We start from the raw sequence: 16253 nt of genomic DNA, 5'->3' as shown, positions 1-16253 counted from the left end.
GTGATCGGATGACGAAAGAACTCCGTCGGATCAGCATCCTCGTGCTGGTCATGTTCCTCGCACTGTTCGGCTCGGTGAGCTGGATCCAGGTCGTGCAGGCCGATGCGCTCTCGCAGAACGACGCGAACCGGCGCACGCGTCTGGACAGTTACGAGATCCAGCGCGGATCCATCCTCGCGGGCGACACCCCGATCGCCACGTCGACGCCGTCGGGCGACATGTACTCGTTCCAGCGGGTGTACACCGACCCGCAGATGTGGTCCGCCGTCACGGGCTACTACAACCCGGCCCTGGGCAGCGCCACCGGCATCGAGAAGGCCATGAACAGCGAGCTCAGCGGCACCGGCAGCACGCAGTTCCTGTCCTCGATCGAGCGCATCATCTCGGGCCAGCCGCAGAAGGGCGCGAACGTGCGCCTCAGTCTCGACCCGGTGGCGCAGAAGGCCGCCTACGACGCCCTGCAGGGCTACCAGGGAGCCGTCGTCGCCATCGAGCCGAAGACCGGGCGGATCCTGGCCATGGTCTCCACCCCCGGTTTCGACACGAACTCCCTCGCCGTGCACGACGGGACCGCGGCCAACAAGACCTACGACGGGCTCGTCGCCGATCCGAACAAGCCGCTGAACAACCGCGCCATCGGCGGCAACATGAACCCTCCCGGATCCACGTTCAAGCTGGTCGTGGCCAGCGCGGCGCTCGACTCCGGCAAGTTCACGATGCAGTCGACGTTCCCGAATCCCGCCGCCTACACGCTGCCCGGCACGACCACCGCGGTGCACAACGCCTGGGGCGGCACCTGCGGCGACGGGCCGACCGTGACCCTCGCCGATGCGATCCGGCTGAGCTGCAACATCCCGATGGCAGAGCTGGCCGTTCAGCTCGGCGACAAGGACATCCGCGCCACGGCGGAGAAGTTCGGCTTCGGCAAGGCGTTCTCCCTCCCGCTGGAGTCGACCCCGTCGACCTATCCGAAGAGCCTGTCCTCCGACCAGACCGGTCTCACCGGGTTCGGTCAGGGCGACGTGCGGGCGACCCCGCTGCAGATGGCCATGGTCGCCGCCGGCATCGCGAACGACGGCGTCGTGATGAACCCGCGCATGGTGGATCAGGTCCTCGGCGACGATCTGTCGGTGCAGAAGCAGTTCGACAACACCCAGTTCGGGCAGGCCATGAGCTCCGAGCAGGCCGCGGCGATCACCGCGGCCATGCAGGCGTCGGTCTCAAGCGGCGCAGCGCAGGGTGCAAGAATAGACGGAGTCGACGTGGCCGGTAAGACGGGCACAGCGGAGAACGGCGACACAGATCCCTACACGCTGTGGTTCACCGGCTTCGCGCCCGCTTCGAACCCGGAGATCGCCGTTGCGGTCGTCGTCGAAGACGGCGGTGGGCAAGGACAATCCGGATCCGGTGATGCAATCGCATCACCGATTGCCAAGAAGGTCATGGAGGCGGTGCTGAAGAAATGAGGCCGACGCAAGGTGTGCATTTCGGCGGTCGCTACGAGCTGCAGTCTCGGATCGCCATCGGCGGCATGGGCGAGGTTTGGGAGGCGACCGACCACGTCATCGGGCGGACCGTCGCCATCAAGATCCTCAAGGACGAGTACATGGGGGATCCTGGCTTCCTCGAGCGCTTCCGCGCCGAGGCCCGCCACGCGGCCCTGGTGAACCACGAGGGCATCGCGAGCGTCTTCGACTACGGCGAGGAGAACGGCTCCGCGTACCTCGTCATGGAGCTCGTGCCCGGCGAGGCCCTCTCGACCATCATCGAGCGCGAGGGCACCCTCAGCGCCGACAAGACGCTCGACATCGTCGCGCAGACCGCCTCCGCACTGCAGGCCGCGCACGCCGCGGGTCTGGTGCACCGCGACATCAAGCCCGGCAACCTGCTGATCACGCCGGACGGCCGGGTCAAGATCACCGACTTCGGCATCGCCCGCATCGCCGACCAGGTGCCGCTCACGGCCACCGGTCAGGTCATGGGCACCGTGCAGTACCTCTCGCCCGAGCAGGCATCCGGGCACGCCGCATCCCCAGCCACCGACATCTACTCGCTCGGCATCGTCGCGTACGAATGCCTGGCCGGGAAGCGCCCGTTCACGGGCGAGTCGCAGGTCGCGATCGCGATGGCGCAGATCAACGACACCCCGCCGCCGCTGCCCGCCACGGTGCCGCAGCCGGTGCAGAACCTGGTCATGGCGATGATCGCGAAGAAGCCGGCGGACCGGCCGAGCTCCGCCGCCACCGTCGCCCGTGCCGCGCAGGCGCTGCGCCGCGGCGACCTGAACTCCGCCGCGATCGCGGTGCCCGCCGTCATCGCCGGCGTCGTGGGCGCCGGTGCCGTCGCGAGCTCCGACGACGCCATGACGCAGCTCATGGGCGCGACGCAGGGTGCGACCACGATCATGCCGACCACGGCGCAGATCCCGACCGAGGCCGACGCGGCCCCGGAGAAGAAGAAGCGCAGCCCCTGGACCTGGCCGCTGATCGCCCTCATCGCGCTGCTGATCATCGTGCTCGGCGGCACCATCTGGGCACTGCTGTCGAATCAGAAGGCGCCGGAGCCCGCTCCGTCGACGACCTCGCAGACCACGCCGATCAAGACGCCGAGCAAGACGCCCACCCCGACGCCGACGGCCGACACCGTCGCGCTCAGCACACTCAACCTGGTCGGCCAGACGTGCGACGCCGCGGTGCAGACCCTCAAGGGCGCAGGCCTCGACGGATCCTGCTCGACGGGCGACAGCGCCCCCGCGCAGGACAAGGTCGGCACGGTCTACAGCACCGACCCCAGCGGCGGCAACGTCAAGAAGGGCACCTCGGTCAAGCTCACCGTCTACGGCGACCTCGCTCCGATCGGCGCACCCGACTCGCCGCCGACGCTCGGCGGCCCGGCGATCGCCGGGCAGACCGTGCAGCTCAGCTGGGCCGGCTTCGTGTGCCCCAGCGGCACCGGCAACGTGTCGGGCTACGTGGTGACGCTGACCAACGCGACCTTCGTCGGCGACGGATCCCAGAAGACCTTCGACGCCGGCACGCTGAACGCGCAGATCTCGATCGCGAACCAGCCCGGAGCTCAGGTCACCGCGACGTACATCGCGCTGTGCGGGGACAGCAAGCGCGAGAGCGGTCCGTCGCCGCAGATGGCGGATCCGATCCTGCCGGGCACCGGCCCGGTCACTCCGGCGCCGACACCCTGACGTCGGTCAGCAGTACGAACGAGAGAACCAGGGGGGTCCTCTGTGGCGACGATCACGCGTGTGATGTCGGGTCGGTACCGCGTCGATGACCTCATCGGCCGCGGTGGAATGGCCCATGTGCACCGGGGGTACGACCTGACCCTCGGGCGCGAGGTCGCGATCAAGATCCTGGACAGGGAGCTCGCGCGCGACACGGCGTTCCGCACCCGGTTCCGGATGGAAGCGCAGGCGGCATCGCGCATGTCGCACCCCTCGATCGTGCGCGTGTTCGACGCGGGCGAGGATGCCACCCCCGAGGCCGGGGGCACCGCTGCCGAGCCTGTGCCGTTCATCGTCATGGAACTCGTGCACGGCGAGCTGCTGAAGGACGTCATCGCGCGCGGGCCGGTGTCGACCGCCGATGCGGTGCGCTATGCCGACGGCATTCTCGAGGCTCTGGAGTACTCGCATCGCGCCGGTGTCGTGCACCGCGACATCAAGCCGGGCAACGTGATGATCACACCGGCCGGCACGGTCAAGGTGATGGACTTCGGGATCGCCCGTGCCGTGTCGGACTCGTCGTCCACGGTCGCCGAGACCACGCAGATCATCGGCACCGCGGCGTACTTCTCGCCGGAGCAGGCCAAGGGCGAGCAAGTCGACGCGCGCACCGACCTGTACTCCGCCGGCATCGTCCTGTACGAGATGCTGACCGGACGGCAGCCGTTCCGCGGCGACTCCCCGGTGGCCGTCGCCTACCAGCACGTCAGCGAGACCCCGCTGCCGCCGAGCGAGGTGCACGACGAGGAGCACTCCGCCGCTGAGCTCGAGCGCATCCGCGCCCTGGATCCGGTCGTGCTGCGCGCGATGGCGAAGGATCCCTTCCAGCGCTTCCCCGACGCGGTCTCGTTCCGCACCGCGCTCGACGACGCCGTGACCGGCGCCGTCCCCACGAAAAAGCAGCTGTCATCGCTCACCAGTGAGCTGTACGGGCCGAGCCCGCGGCACGCCCAGGAGACCGCGCGCACCCTCCGCCAACTCTCCACCGACACGACCATGACGCGCACGCAGTCGGGTCCCCCGGTGGCGTGGATCTGGGCCGGCGTGGCACTGCTCGTGGTGCTGCTGGCCTCGGTGCTGATCTGGGTGCTCGCGATCAAGCCCACCACGGACGTGCCGAGCGCCACCCGCACCGTTCCGAGCCTGGCGGGGCAGACCTACGAATCGGCTGTCGCGCTGCTGTCGAAGAACGACCTGCGCGCCATACGCATCGACCAGTCGGATGCGACCGTCGAGAAGGGCAAGGTCGTCAGCACCGAGCCCGAGGCCGGTACCCACATGGACAAGGGCCAGTCCGTCACCGTGTACGTCTCCAGCGGCGCGGCCGATGTCAAGGTCCCGCAGCTCGTGGGCCTCAGCGCCACCGCCGCCAAGGACGCTCTCTCCAAGGCGGGTCTGCAACTCGGATCCATCCGGCAGGAGAACGACCCCCGCACGCAGCACGACATCGTGCTGTCGTCGAGCGTGCAGGCCGACACCAAGGTCGCTCCGGGTACCGTCATCGACCTCGTCGTCGCGAGCGGCGTGGTGACGCTGAACAACCTCACCGGCTGGACGCTGGACTCGGCGACTCAGACCCTGCAGGAGCTGGGGCTCACGGCGAACCCGGTCGGCAACCCGAACTGCAAGGCCACGGATCCGAAGACGGTCGCGTCGATGTCGGCGCCCCCCGGAGACGTTCCCGTGCTGTCGACGATCGACCTGAGCTACTGCACCGGCAAGTGACGCGTCGAGGTCGTTGAGCGCGCTGCGCGCAGCACACGGGCGTTGAGCGAGCCGAAGGCGAGACGAAACGCGGAGGCGAAACGCGGTGCCCTCCCTGATCCGCTCAGGTCGGGGTCGGCGCGGGCTCGATGCTCACATCGCCGGGCGAGATCAGCGGGCTCACCCAGGGGAACACCCAGAACATGAGTCCGTACAGCACCGCGGCCAGCAGCACCAGCACGATGATCAGCCGCACCCACCACGGGCCGGGGAGGATGCGCCACAGCGCGCCGTACATCAGCTCACCGCCTTCAACGAGTCCGGGGCGCCCAGGGCCCGCGGCTGGAAGCTCTCGAACACCCCGTACGCCACGATGCGCTCGGCGAGCGAGTACAGCGGCGAGCACGCCGTGAGAGTGATGTACCGGCCTCCGGGGGCGCCCGCCGCGGCCGGATCCGGTTCCTGCGGGACGGGATCCAGAACGTCGACGCTGTCCGGCGTCACGTACTCGAGCGTGCGGAACCGATAGGTGTACCAGCCCTGCTCCGTCTCGATCACGATCGCGTCGTTCAGGCGCAGCCGGTCGAGCTGGTTGAACGGCTTGCCCCAGGTGGTGCGATGGGCCGCCATCGAGAGGTTGCCGACCTGCCCTGGCATGCCCGAGCCCGGGTAGACCCCGATCCAGCCGTGGTCGAGGGTGTCGGGCCGGGTCACACCGCCCGCGATCGTGACGGCGTAGTCGGCGCCCCAGCGCGGCACGCGCATCAGGGCGCCCCACGGCACCCCGTCCTCCGGCGCGGTCATCACGGGCGGCTCGTATCGGGGGTGCGCGCCGTCGACGCCGCTCCCGTCGTCGATCTCGGCCGGCAGCGCGGGGGCCGGATCCTTCGCCCACTGCGCGCTGATGGACTGCCCCTTGTCGTTCGCGGCGGCGCTCATGATGATGTCGCCGATCCACATCTGCCATGCCACGTACAGCAGCACCACGACGCCCGCGGTGAGCAGCAGCTCGCCCAGCACGCTCGTGACCGTGACGCGGCGGCGGGCTCGTCCGCCCCGGCCGGCACGGCGTGCGGCGGCTCGCGGGGCGTCGGTCATCCCGCGATCCTACCGAGGCGACCTTTCCTCGCGAACACCACCTGATGTGCGCTGCGGCCCTTGGGTAGACTGAGCCCATGGCACGATCCCGCAAGCCCGAAGAAGCCGTTGCCGAGAAGGTCGACGGCGGCACCGCTCCCAACGCCGTATGGTTCAAACCGGTCATGGTCGGCTTCATGCTGCTGGGCCTGGCCTGGATCCTGGTCTTCTACATCACAGGCATGCAGTACCCGATCCCGGGCCTGCAGTCCTGGAACCTGCTGATCGGTCTCGGCATCGCCCTGATCGGCTTCCTGATGACGACGCGCTGGCGCTGACGCCACCGCTCCGCTTCTCGAGACGCCCTCGCTCACGCGGGGGCGTTTCTGCATTCCCGCCCTTCGACAGGCTCAGGGACCGTATCCCGCAGGGTTGTCCACGGATCCAGCGGGTTATCCACATTCTGGGGATGGATATGCACACCCCCTCCCCGAAGTTATCCACAGATCTATCCCCATGTGGGGAGAATTACACGGCTGTTATTCACACGGCCCCGGAGGACGGCGAACGGCCCCCGCCTGAAGGCGAGGGCCGTTGTGGTCCGGTGCTCAGCGGCCGGCGGTGATGAGCAGGGGAGGAACGATCGCGACCACGGCGAGCAGCACGAGGACGAGCGCCGAGACGAGGCCGATCCACCAGAACCTCGCCGTGCCGCGGCCGCTCGTGCGGACGTAGATGAGCGCCACCAGCGCGCCGACGATGGCACCGCCGACGTGCGCCTCCCACGCGATCCCCGGCACGATGAATCCGTACACGAAGTTGATGGCGAGCACGACCAGCGCTCCGACGATGTTGCCGCCGAGGTGGCGGCCGATCACGATCAGCGCGACGAACAGGCCGAAGATCGCCCCGGACGCCCCGACCGTGGGCTGCGCCGGATCGATCAGAGCCATCGCGACGGAGCCGCCGAGACCGCTCACGAGATACAGCGTGAGGAACTTCGCGCGACCCAGCAGCGGCTCGAGCTGCTGCCCGACCATCCACAGCGCCAGCATGTTGAGGCCGAGGTGGATGAAACCGCCGTGCACGAGCATCGCCGTGAGGAGGCGCCAGGGCTCGAACGGCAGTCCGGACAGTGACGGGTAGAGGTACGCGCCCGCGAACTGCAGGTAGCCGGTGATGACCGAGCCGATTCCAGGGAGCAGCTGCAGCAGGCTCACCGCGGAGGTGATCGCGAGGATCCAGTACGTCACGAACGGACGCCCGCCCACGGCGGTCATCGACCGCGCGCCCCAGCGCCGGTTGGCGCGGCGCTGGGTCGGGGTCTGGCTGCGACGCTGCTCCTGCATGCACTCCGGGCAGATCACGCCGACCGGGGCCTGCGTCTGGCACTCGGGGCAGATCGTGCGCATGCACCGCTGGCAGAGCACGAAGCTCTGCCGTCCGGGGTGCCGGTAGCAGAAGTTGTCGGGATTCGCGTGGAACTCCGAAGTCGTCATCGGTGCGCTCCGGAGTCCACTGGTCCCTGAGACTCTCGAAGGGTCAGTTGGCGACGATGTCGACGGACTGCAGCACGACGTCCTCGACAGGACGGTCGCCTGCGCCCGTGCGCACCGCGGCGATCTCATCGACGACCGCTCGGGAGGAGTCGTCGGCGACCTCGCCGAAGATGGTGTGCTTGCCCTGCAGCCACGGGGTCGGGTCGGTCGTGATGAAGAACTGCGAGCCGTTGGTGCCTTCGACCTGACCGGTGATGGCGTTGCGACGCAGGCCGGCGTTGGCCATCGCGAGGATGTACGGGTCGTTGAAGTTCAGCTCGCCGTGGATCTCGTCGTTGAAGTTGTAGCCGGGTCCGCCGACGCCCTGACCGAGCGGGTCGCCGCCCTGGATCATGAAGTTCGGGATGATCCGGTGGAAGATGACGTCCTTGTAGAGGGGGCCCTCGCCGGGCTTGCCCGTGCCGGGGTGGGTCCAGGACCCGGTGCCGTCGGAGAGCTCGACGAAGTTCTTCACCGTGCGGGGAGCGTGGTCACCGTAGAGGTTGACGACGATGTCTCCGTGGTTGGTGTGCAGCGTGGCGACGTGAGTGGCGTGAGGCATGGATCCATTCTCGCATCGGATCCCTGCGACCTTCCGATTCGCCTGTGAACTTCTCGGATGCACACCCGCCGCACAGGCACTTCTCTGGCAGGATGGGGAGTCCGAACCCCGTTTCGATTGGGAGGGCATCGTGAGCCTGAGCCGCAAGCGTCAGAAGGAACTCCGCCAGCTGCAGAGCGAGGCGAACAAGCTGTGGGCCGCGCAGCAGGTCATCGTCGGCGATGCCGCGAACGTCGCCCGTGAGGCGGGAAGGCAGCTCGACAACTTCCGCCGCGAGCAGGTCGTCCCCACCGTGCAGGACGTGTACGAGCACCGTGTGGTTCCCGCCGTCGACAAGAGCATCAAGTTCTCTCGCGATGTCGTGGATCACAAGGTCGTCCCCGCGATCGGCGGTGTGGTCGGATCCGCACTCAGTGCGTGGGACATCGCGAACGCCAAGCGCACCGGCACCCCGTACACCCCCCGCGCCGTGGTCGCCGTGCCCGCGGAGCGCAAGAGCGGACTCGGCATCGGAGCCGTCATCGCGATCGTGCTCGGCGCCGCAGCCGCGGTGGGCGTCCTCGTCGCCGCCTGGCAGGCCCTGCGTGCCGACGACGAGCTCTGGGTCGCGGACGACCCGCTGAACGCCCCCGAGGCGTGAGCACGTCCGCTTCGCCGGCTCCCGAGCCCGTCGAAGGGTCCGTTTCCGAGCCCGTCGAAGGGCCGCACGCCCGCGTCCGCGACGCCGCGGCCGCACGCGGCCTCGACATCGAGATCCGCGAGCGCCCGGCGGCGAACAGCCTGCAGGAGGCCGCGGCGCTGCTCGGGCTGGATCCCTCCGGCATCGTGAAGACCCTCGTGGTCAAGAGAGCCGACGACACGTTCCTGTTCGCGCTCATCCCCGGCGGTCGCAAGATCTCCTGGCCGAAGCTGCGCGCTCTCGTGGGCGTGAACCGGCTGAAGCTCCCGGAACCGGCCGTCGCACTGGCCGCGACCGGCTACGAACGCGGCACGATCGTTCCGATCGGCAGCACCACCGACTGGCCGGTTTTCGCCGATGAGACGATCCGCGGGCGGCGGATCGCGATGGGCGCGGGTGCCCACGGCTACAGCCTGTTCGTGGACGCCGACGATCTCATCGCGGCCTACGACGCGACCGTCGCCGACATCTCCGAACCGAAGTGATGACACGCCCCTGCGCAGCGTGCGAGCGCGGGGGTAGCATCCGGGAATGACGGATGCACTGGATGCGTGGTCGGAGTTCCACGTCGCGATGCTGGGCGCGACTGCGGCCCTCGCCGGGCTGGTCATCGTCGCGGCGAGCGTCAACATCGAGAAGATCATCCTCGCCAAGGCCCTGACCGCGCGGCTCGCCGCGGCGATCGCGGGGCTGGTGCTCGCGATCCTCACCTCGGGCATCGCCCTCATCCCCGCACTCGAACCGCTCTGGTTCGGCGTGCTCCTGCTGGCGACGACGGCCGGAGCCGCGGGGTTCCAGGTGCATGCCGCGCTCGCCCTCCGGCACGATCCCGGGCTGGGCAACACGGTGCCCCGCGCGGCTCTGGGCTTCCTGCCGCTGATCGCCTACAGCGCAGCGGGCGTGCTCCTGCTGACAGGCCTGCCCGTCGGGCTGATGTTCGCGGCCGCGGGGTCACTCCTCGCGCTCGTCGTCGCGATCGTGATCTCCTGGGTCGCCCTGGTCGAGGTCCTGCGCTGACTCAGCCCCTCGCGCCCGCCATCCCGAGAGCGATATCCACGAGGCGCACGCGCTGCAGGCCGGCGACCTCGTCGAGCGCGTACCAGGCGGCCATGTCGGTGGATCCGCCCTTCTCGAAGCGCAGCTTGCCGCTCACGATCCGCGCCCGGTACACGATGCGCAGTGTGTGCAGCGGCTCGGTCGCGCCGGGCGTGACCCGGCGGCGGGCCGGGATCACCCGGGAGTGGATCCCCAGCAGCTCATCGACGACCACCTTGTAGCCGGTCTCCTCGCGCACCTCGCGCCGGACCGCGGTCTCCGGATCCTCACCCGGCTCCAGCCCGCCCCCGGGCATCGTCCACGACACCCGGCGACCCTCGGTCCAGCGCGCCAGCAGCACACGTCGGTCCTCGTCCAGGATGACCGCGTATGCCGCGACGCGCATGTCCATGGTTCACACCCTAGGCCGTCCCCGACTGGTACGGCGCGGTCAGGTCAGACCTCTCCGCACGCGCACGATCGGATCGATCAGTTCTGAAGAAGCGCCCGTCCGCACGCCTTCGTACGCTGAAGAAGTCCCCGGATCCACGGGGCCGTCGAGCGGAGGATGCCATGACCGAGAACAACGCCCCTGTGCTGAGCGACTTCGAGCGCGCCGCCGTCAAGGAGGCCGCGAAGGAGAGCCGCACTCGCGCCGCCCGCAAGAAGGTGAGCCCCGAGGAGCTGCGCGCCGCCGGCGAGGCCGACGTGCTGGCCAAGATCGCGGAGATGGATGAGGAGGACGGATCCCTCGCCACCGCCCTGCACCGCCTCGTCGCCGAGAACGCGCCGCACCTCGTCCCCAAGACCTACTACGGCCATGCCTGCCTGGGCGAACGCCGCCGGCAAAGTCGTCTGCTTCTTCAAGCCGAAGGCCAAGTTCAAGGTGCGCTACGCCACATTCGAGTTCGAGTGGCCGGCGCAACTCGACGACGGCACCGTATGGCCCGTGTCCTACGCCGTGACCGCGCTCACGCCTGCCGACCTCGCCTTCCTCGGCGAGCGCATCCGCACCGCGGCCCCCGCGGAGTGACGCCGGATCCGGACTTCCGCCGTTCAGGTCGCGATTTCGGCGGCAAAAGCGGCCCGGATGCGACCGAAACTGCGACCTGAACACGGAGATCGCGACCTGAACGCGGAGATCGCGACGTGAACCGCAGGCCGGACGCCGCGACCCGGACAGCGCGGGCGGGCCGGATCCGTCACTCCCCGCGCAGGTGCGCGGCGGTGAGCTCGGCCATGTCCTCGTCGCTGAGCTCGTCGAGCTGGCGTGACTCGCGCTTGTCCATCCGCAGCCAGCGCATCATCAGGATCACCAGGATCGGCACGTCGACGACTTCCGCGATGAGCCACAGCAGGTCTCCGGAGAGCTGCTGATCGCGCAGCGGATTCGGGAACCACAGCGGCAGGGCGCCGGGCCAGGCGCCGGCGTGATCGAAGACCACGGTGCCCAGTCGCAGCAGCACGCCGGGGACCGCGTCGAGCACGAGCTCCACGAACGCGAACAGGAACTCCGCCACGATGAACAGGCTCGTGCGGGCCACGGTGTGCGCCGCCATCGGCAGCACCATCAGGAGCCCCAGCAGCGGGACCAGCACCGAGATCACGGCCTCGGCGACAGCGCCTGACCGCAGCATCGCCGACAGCGGCGTGAAGAACACGGCGAAAACCAGGCAGGTGAACACCGGGGCCATGATCGCGTTGCCGAAGAACTTCGCGAGCCATGACCGCAGGAAGCCGTTCATGCGGGCGCGGGGCCGCGCGGACAGTACCGTCCGGGCCAGCGCCACCGGCCGGCCGAACGTCACCAGCATCGGTACGACGAACAGCAGCAGCGCGATCCGTGTCGTGAACGCCCAGCGGAGCTCCGTGCTCCACGTGCCGAGGAACCCGAACGACACCCAGGCATACGAGCCGAGCCCGAGCAGCAGGTACATCAGCGTCAGCCGCAGCGGCCAGCGGTGGCCGCGTCGGCGCAGCGCTACGACACCGCCGAGGTAGAGCCCGGCCGCGACGATCAGCACCGCGAGTGCTGTGGGATCCAGACTCCAGGTGCTGAGGAAGACGGGGACGGGCGGCGTGGCGGGCTCCGTGTCTCGCGAGGGCGGTGGATGCGGCACCGCGCGGCGGCGGGCCGCGATGACGTTACGCCCGGCGGCTATGCGGACGGTGAGGACCTCGCGATCGACCGTCGCGATGGGGGGCCGCCCTTAACGCCCGGTGAACTCTCGCGGTCGAGTGCGCGACACCCGCTGTTCGCGGGGGCGCAGCGCGGAATGCTGACGATCATGAGCGCCGAAGTGATGATCCTCATCCTGGTGGTCGTGACCGCACTCGGTTTCGACTTCACCAACGGATTCCACGACACCGGGAACGCGATGGCGACCTCCATCGCCACCGGGGCGCTGAAGCCCAAGGTCGCGGTGGGGCTCTCGGCGATCCTGAACCTGGTGGGCGCGTTCCTCTCGGTCGAGGTCGCCGCAACCATCACCAAGGACGTGCTGACGATCCAGAGCCCGAGCGGCGATCTGGTGCCCGGTCTCAACCCCGAGTCGGCCATGATCATCATCTTCGCGGGGCTCGTGGGCGGCATCCTGTGGAACCTGCTCACCTGGCTGCTGGGCCTGCCGTCCAGCTCCTCGCACGCCCTCTTCGGCGGCCTCATCGGCGCCGGCATCGCGGGTGCCGCCACCGTCAACTGGGCCGGCATCCTCGGCAAGATCATCGTCCCCGCCGTGCTCTCCCCGCTGATCGCCGGCGTCGTCGCCGCGGTCGGCACCTGGCTCGTCTATCGCCTCACCCGCACCGTGCACGCCAAGCACCGCGAGGCCGGCTTCCGCTGGGGTCAGATCGGCACCGCATCGCTCGTCTCCCTCGCACACGGCACCGGCGACGCGCAGAAGACTATGGGCGTGATCGCCCTCGCGCTCATCGCGCACGGCTCGCTCACCGGCGACCAGATCCTGAACGAGGGCCTGCCGATCTGGATCATCGTGACCTGCGGTGCCGCCATCGCGCTCGGCACCTACCTCGGCGGCTGGCGCATCATCCGCACTCTCGGCAAGGGCCTCGTCGAGATCGAGTCGCCCCAGGGCCTCGCTGCCGAGGCGTCCTCCGCCGCGATCATCCTCACCTCGAGCTCGATGGGCATGGCGCTCTCGACCACGCACGTGGCGACGGGCTCGATCCTCGGTTCCGGCGTGGGCCGGCCCGGTGCCCAGGTGCGCTGGGGCATCGCGGGGCGCATGGTCACCGCCTGGCTCATCACGATGCCCGCGGCCGGCGTGGTCGGCGCGCTCTGCTTCTTCCTTGCGCACGGCATCGGCGGGCTCGCCGGCGCTATCACCGTGTTCGTGCTGCTGCTGGCGGCCGCCGCCCTCATGTACCTGCGCAGCCGCCGCCAGAAGATCGACCACCACAACGTCAATGCCGAGTGGGACGGATCCCTCGCGCCGAACGCCGCCTCGCAGGGCGCGGCGGCCTGAACCGAAGGACGGATACATGAACTTCGACATCGCGCAGATGGCGCTCTCGGCCGGTCGCGTGCTGCTGGTCGGACTGATGTTCGGTGCGGGGCTGCCCGCCTTGTTCGCCCTCGGGATGCGCCTGCAGTCGGCCGGCACCGGGGAGGTCGACGGCGAGGCGCCCGGCACACGCCGGCCGTTGCTGACCGCGGCGGGATGGATCCTGTTCGCGCTCGTGATCGCCGTGGTGCTGGCCGGGGTGCTCTTCATCACCCGGCTGAGCATCTACCACTACTTCGGCATCTCCCTGTTCGGGGTCGGCAGATGAACGGCAACGTTCTCGGCCGCGTGCTCGACTGGCTGCGCGCCGGCTATCCGGAAGGCGTGCCACCCAAGGACTACACGCCGCTGCTGGCACTGCTCCGGCGCACGCTCACGGCGGAGGAGCTCACCGCGGTGGTCAGCGCGCTCGCCCAGCAGGAGACGGACCCGGTGCGGGTCTCGCAGATCCGGGCCGCGATCGCGGGCGTGACCTCGGCGACGCCGGGCGACGACGAGGTGCGCCGCGTGGCCATGCTGCTCTCCGATCGCGGAGTGCCGCTGAGCACCAAGGCGCAGCGGATCGTCGGCGATCGGACGATTCTCGCCGATGCCGCTGCCGGAGCGCGCGGAACCGCCGGCCCGGATGCCGCGGTCGACGAGCCGGGCTCCACCGAGCAGAACCTGATCGCGCAGGCGCTGCGCTGGCTGGGCGCGGGCTATCCGGAGGGCATCCCCGCCCAGGACCGTGTGCCGATCCTCGCCCTGCTGCGCCGCCGCCTCACCGACGACGAGGTGCAGGAGGTGTGCGAGGCGGTCGCCGCGCAGAGCGGAGCGGATCCGGAGATCTCGCTCGTCGATGCCCAGGTGCTGATGATGAAGGTGCTCGGCGAGCTCCCCGGCGACGATGACGTGGAGCGCGTGCGCACGCGTCTCGAGGAGTCGGGCATCACGCTGAGCTGACCGGCTCCTCGCTCACGTTTCCTGACCGCGAGACTCCGACTGAGTGACGAGACTGCACCCCAGAACCGCAGTCTCGTTACGGAGTTGGAGTCTCGCGAGACAGGCGAATCGTCTGGGCTGGGCGGGCGACGCAGCGGATCCGACGGACGATTCGGCGCGGGATCCTGGCGCACGCAGCGGTTCATCTCGATCTCGGAATATGTCTCGCCGCGGGCCTGGCGCGCCGTCCTCGACGGCACGTAGCGTGGAGGAGTGAGCACGCCTTTCCCCGCCTCCGTGTACGCCGCCCGCCTCGACCGCGCCCGCACCCTGACCGCGAGTGCCGGTCTGGACGCGATCATCGTCGGAGCCGGGCCTGACCTGACGTATCTCGTCGGCGTCGAGGGGGACACGATCGAACGTCTGACCGCCCTCGTGATCCCTGCGGCCGGGGATCCGACCGTCGTCGTGCCGCGGATGGAGCTCGCGAAGGTACGCGACACGGCCGTCGGCGCGCTCGGTCTCGCGGTCGCGGACTGGGTGGACGGCGAGGATCCCTACGCGCTGGTGACGGCGGCGATGGGCGGATCCGTCTCACGGTTCGGCGTCTCGGACGCGTTGCCGGCGCTGCACGCGATCCCGCTGACCGAGCGCCTGGACGTGCGGCCCGAGCTCGCGACGCCGGTGCTCCGCGAGAGCCGCATGATCAAGGACGCCGCCGAGATCGCCGAACTGCGCCGCGCCGGTGAGGCGATCGACGCCGTGCACCGGCGCGTTCCCGGCCTGCTGCGCGCCGGGCGCACCGAACGCGAGGTCGGCGCTGACATCGCCGCTGCGATCGTCGAGGAGGGGCACCGCACGGTGGAGTTCGTGATCGTCGCCTCGGGTCCGAACGGCGCGGATCCGCACCACGAGGTATCGGACCGGGTGATCGAGGACGGCGACATCGTGGTCGTGGACATCGGCGGCGCGGTGCCCAGCGGCTACAACTCCGACAGCACGCGCACCTACGCCGTCGGCACGCCGGATCCCGAGGTCGCGCGACGCATCGCCGTGCTCGTGCGCGCGCAGCAGGCGGCCGTCGACGCGGTGCGCCCCGGCGTCACCGCGGAGCAGGTCGACGCCGCCGCACGCGACATACTGGCCGCGGAGGGTCTGGCCGAGGCGTTCCTGCACCGCACCGGCCACGGCATCGGCGTCACCACGCACGAGGAGCCGTACATCGCGCCCGGCAACGCGTTGCCGCTGCGCGAGGGCATGGCCTTCAGCATCGAGCCGGGCATCTACTTCCCCGGCGACTGGGGCTCCCGCATCGAGGACATCGTCGTCGTCACCGCCGACGGCTGCACCAACCTCAACACCACCCCGCACGAGCTGACGAGCGCCGTTCTCTGACCTCCGCGTGCTCTTGATCCCGACAGGCTGACGCAGGGAGTGCATTTCGCGACCTGGTGCAGGGTGATCGTCGCCACGCCGACGTTGACGAGGGGACCGAAGCCGATGCGTCTCCGCGTAATCTGAGCCTGTGGCCGAGGACTGGCGGTTGATGGGACAGGAGTCCTACCTCTGCGGTCGGTCCATGCGTCTTGCACGTTGGACGCCATATCGGCAGGGCTGGGATCACGATCGGTGTGACTTCTGCGCGGCGGAGATCTCGGATGATCCGACCGGTCATGCTGCTTACAAAGAAGCGTGGGTGACCGCGGACGATGATTACAGTTGGGTCTGCCCGGAGTGCTTCAACGACTTCCGCGAGCGATTCGGCTGGGTCGTAACGGATCAAGAGGCGGACACATGATGGCGCGAACGAGGATCCCTTCACACGTTCTGATCACCGTCGGAGCGGCTGTGGTGCTTGTCGGAATCTCGGGCTGCACGGCGGGCACCGTCACGACGGACGGAAAACCCTCCACGCGGCCCTCTGCCACCGCCACGTCTCCCGCCCCAAGTCCGACGGCCACCCCTGCAGCGACCG

19 protein-coding genes are annotated in these 16253 nt (G+C 69.4%); 13 read left to right on the top strand and 6 right to left on the bottom strand.

Features of this window, described 5'->3' with window-relative positions; genetic code table 11:
• Positions 1 to 8: 8 nt before the first annotated feature.
• The 3 genes from AB4078_RS07155 (at position 9) to pknB (ending at position 4963) form a co-directional block, all read left to right on the top strand.
• Positions 9 to 1466, top strand: coding sequence for a peptidoglycan D,D-transpeptidase FtsI family protein (locus AB4078_RS07155; RefSeq protein ID WP_440732755.1), 1458 nt, complete (start codon positions 9 to 11; stop codon positions 1464 to 1466).
• Positions 1463 to 3199: a protein kinase domain-containing protein gene (locus tag AB4078_RS07150; RefSeq protein ID WP_441976539.1), complete on the top strand. Its 1737-nt coding sequence runs from the start codon at positions 1463 to 1465 to the stop codon at positions 3197 to 3199. The genes AB4078_RS07155 and AB4078_RS07150 overlap by 4 nt, the downstream gene beginning before the upstream one ends.
• Positions 3200 to 3262: 63 nt before the next feature.
• Positions 3263 to 4963 (top strand): Stk1 family PASTA domain-containing Ser/Thr kinase, encoded by a 1701-nt coding sequence (gene pknB / locus AB4078_RS07145; protein ID WP_441976538.1) that lies wholly within the window; start codon positions 3263 to 3265, stop codon positions 4961 to 4963.
• A gap of 103 nt (positions 4964 to 5066) precedes the next feature.
• Here pknB and AB4078_RS07140 read toward each other — a convergent pair whose 3' ends face one another.
• Both AB4078_RS07140 and AB4078_RS07135 read right to left on the bottom strand, forming a co-directional pair.
• Complete coding sequence (locus AB4078_RS07140) at positions 5067 to 5240, bottom strand: hypothetical protein (protein ID WP_441976537.1); 174 nt, start codon at positions 5238 to 5240, stop codon at positions 5067 to 5069.
• Positions 5240 to 6040, bottom strand: a complete 801-nt coding sequence (locus AB4078_RS07135; protein WP_441976536.1) for a class E sortase — start codon at positions 6038 to 6040, stop codon at positions 5240 to 5242. Before AB4078_RS07135 ends, AB4078_RS07140 begins: the two co-directional genes overlap by 1 nt.
• A gap of 77 nt (positions 6041 to 6117) precedes the next feature.
• Here AB4078_RS07135 and AB4078_RS07130 point away from each other — a divergent pair, with 77 nt between their 5' ends.
• Positions 6118 to 6357: a cell division protein CrgA gene (locus AB4078_RS07130; protein WP_440732751.1), complete on the top strand. Its 240-nt coding sequence runs from the start codon at positions 6118 to 6120 to the stop codon at positions 6355 to 6357.
• A 270-nt stretch (positions 6358 to 6627) separates the two neighbouring features.
• Here AB4078_RS07130 and AB4078_RS07125 read toward each other — a convergent pair whose 3' ends face one another.
• Both AB4078_RS07125 and AB4078_RS07120 read right to left on the bottom strand, forming a co-directional pair.
• Entirely contained in the window at positions 6628 to 7518 is an 891-nt protein-coding gene (locus tag AB4078_RS07125; protein WP_441976535.1) for a rhomboid family intramembrane serine protease, read from the bottom strand.
• Between the two features lie 43 nt (positions 7519 to 7561).
• Positions 7562 to 8119 (bottom strand): peptidylprolyl isomerase, encoded by a 558-nt coding sequence (locus tag AB4078_RS07120; protein ID WP_441976534.1) that lies wholly within the window; start codon positions 8117 to 8119, stop codon positions 7562 to 7564.
• Positions 8120 to 8288: 169 nt separating this feature from the next.
• On the opposite strand from AB4078_RS07120, the gene AB4078_RS07115 reads away from it, so the two are divergent.
• The 3 genes from AB4078_RS07115 (at position 8289) to AB4078_RS07105 (ending at position 9815) form a co-directional block, all read left to right on the top strand.
• The gene (locus tag AB4078_RS07115; protein WP_440733203.1) at positions 8289 to 8759 is read left to right on the top strand and encodes a DNA helicase; all 471 of its coding nucleotides are present in this window, start codon (positions 8289 to 8291) and stop codon (positions 8757 to 8759) included.
• A gap of 107 nt (positions 8760 to 8866) precedes the next feature.
• Positions 8867 to 9283 (top strand): aminoacyl-tRNA deacylase, encoded by a 417-nt coding sequence (locus AB4078_RS07110; RefSeq protein ID WP_441976630.1) that lies wholly within the window; start codon positions 8867 to 8869, stop codon positions 9281 to 9283.
• Positions 9284 to 9329: 46 nt separating this feature from the next.
• Positions 9330 to 9815: a hypothetical protein gene (locus tag AB4078_RS07105; RefSeq protein WP_441976533.1), complete on the top strand. Its 486-nt coding sequence runs from the start codon at positions 9330 to 9332 to the stop codon at positions 9813 to 9815.
• Position 9816: 1 nt separating this feature from the next.
• On the opposite strand, the gene AB4078_RS07100 is transcribed toward AB4078_RS07105, so the two are convergent.
• Entirely contained in the window at positions 9817 to 10245 is a 429-nt protein-coding gene (locus AB4078_RS07100) for an NUDIX hydrolase (protein ID WP_441976532.1), read from the bottom strand.
• Positions 10246 to 10406: 161 nt separating this feature from the next.
• Here AB4078_RS07100 and AB4078_RS07095 point away from each other — a divergent pair, with 161 nt between their 5' ends.
• Positions 10407 to 10946, top strand: coding sequence for a hypothetical protein (locus tag AB4078_RS07095; RefSeq protein ID WP_441976531.1), 540 nt, complete (start codon positions 10407 to 10409; stop codon positions 10944 to 10946).
• 89 nt (positions 10947 to 11035) lie between these two features.
• Here AB4078_RS07095 and AB4078_RS07090 read toward each other — a convergent pair whose 3' ends face one another.
• Positions 11036 to 11857 (bottom strand): cytochrome c oxidase assembly protein, encoded by an 822-nt coding sequence (locus AB4078_RS07090; RefSeq protein ID WP_441976530.1) that lies wholly within the window; start codon positions 11855 to 11857, stop codon positions 11036 to 11038.
• A gap of 264 nt (positions 11858 to 12121) precedes the next feature.
• Between AB4078_RS07090 and AB4078_RS07085 the strand changes: the two genes are divergently transcribed.
• The 5 genes from AB4078_RS07085 to AB4078_RS07065 all read left to right on the top strand — a co-directional run bounded on the left by AB4078_RS07085 (position 12122) and on the right by AB4078_RS07065 (position 16076).
• Entirely contained in the window at positions 12122 to 13318 is a 1197-nt protein-coding gene (locus AB4078_RS07085; protein ID WP_441976529.1) for an anion permease, read from the top strand.
• A gap of 16 nt (positions 13319 to 13334) precedes the next feature.
• The gene (locus AB4078_RS07080; RefSeq protein WP_441976528.1) at positions 13335 to 13625 is read left to right on the top strand and encodes a hypothetical protein; all 291 of its coding nucleotides are present in this window, start codon (positions 13335 to 13337) and stop codon (positions 13623 to 13625) included.
• Complete coding sequence (locus tag AB4078_RS07075) at positions 13622 to 14299, top strand: DUF3349 domain-containing protein (RefSeq protein WP_441976527.1); 678 nt, start codon at positions 13622 to 13624, stop codon at positions 14297 to 14299. The genes AB4078_RS07080 and AB4078_RS07075 overlap by 4 nt, the downstream gene beginning before the upstream one ends.
• A 252-nt stretch (positions 14300 to 14551) precedes the next feature.
• Entirely contained in the window at positions 14552 to 15673 is a 1122-nt protein-coding gene (locus AB4078_RS07070; RefSeq protein WP_441976526.1) for a M24 family metallopeptidase, read from the top strand.
• Between the two features lie 130 nt (positions 15674 to 15803).
• A complete protein-coding gene (locus AB4078_RS07065; RefSeq protein ID WP_441976525.1) occupies positions 15804 to 16076 on the top strand; it encodes a hypothetical protein in 273 nt (90 codons plus the stop codon).
• The last annotated feature ends 177 nt before the right edge of the window (positions 16077 to 16253 follow it).

This window comes from Microbacterium sp. 2MCAF23 (assembly GCF_052115565.1).
Classification (GTDB): domain Bacteria; phylum Actinomycetota; class Actinomycetes; order Actinomycetales; family Microbacteriaceae; genus Microbacterium.
The sequence above is the reverse complement of the archived record's forward strand: the minus strand, read 5'-3'. Positions and strand labels throughout refer to the sequence as shown.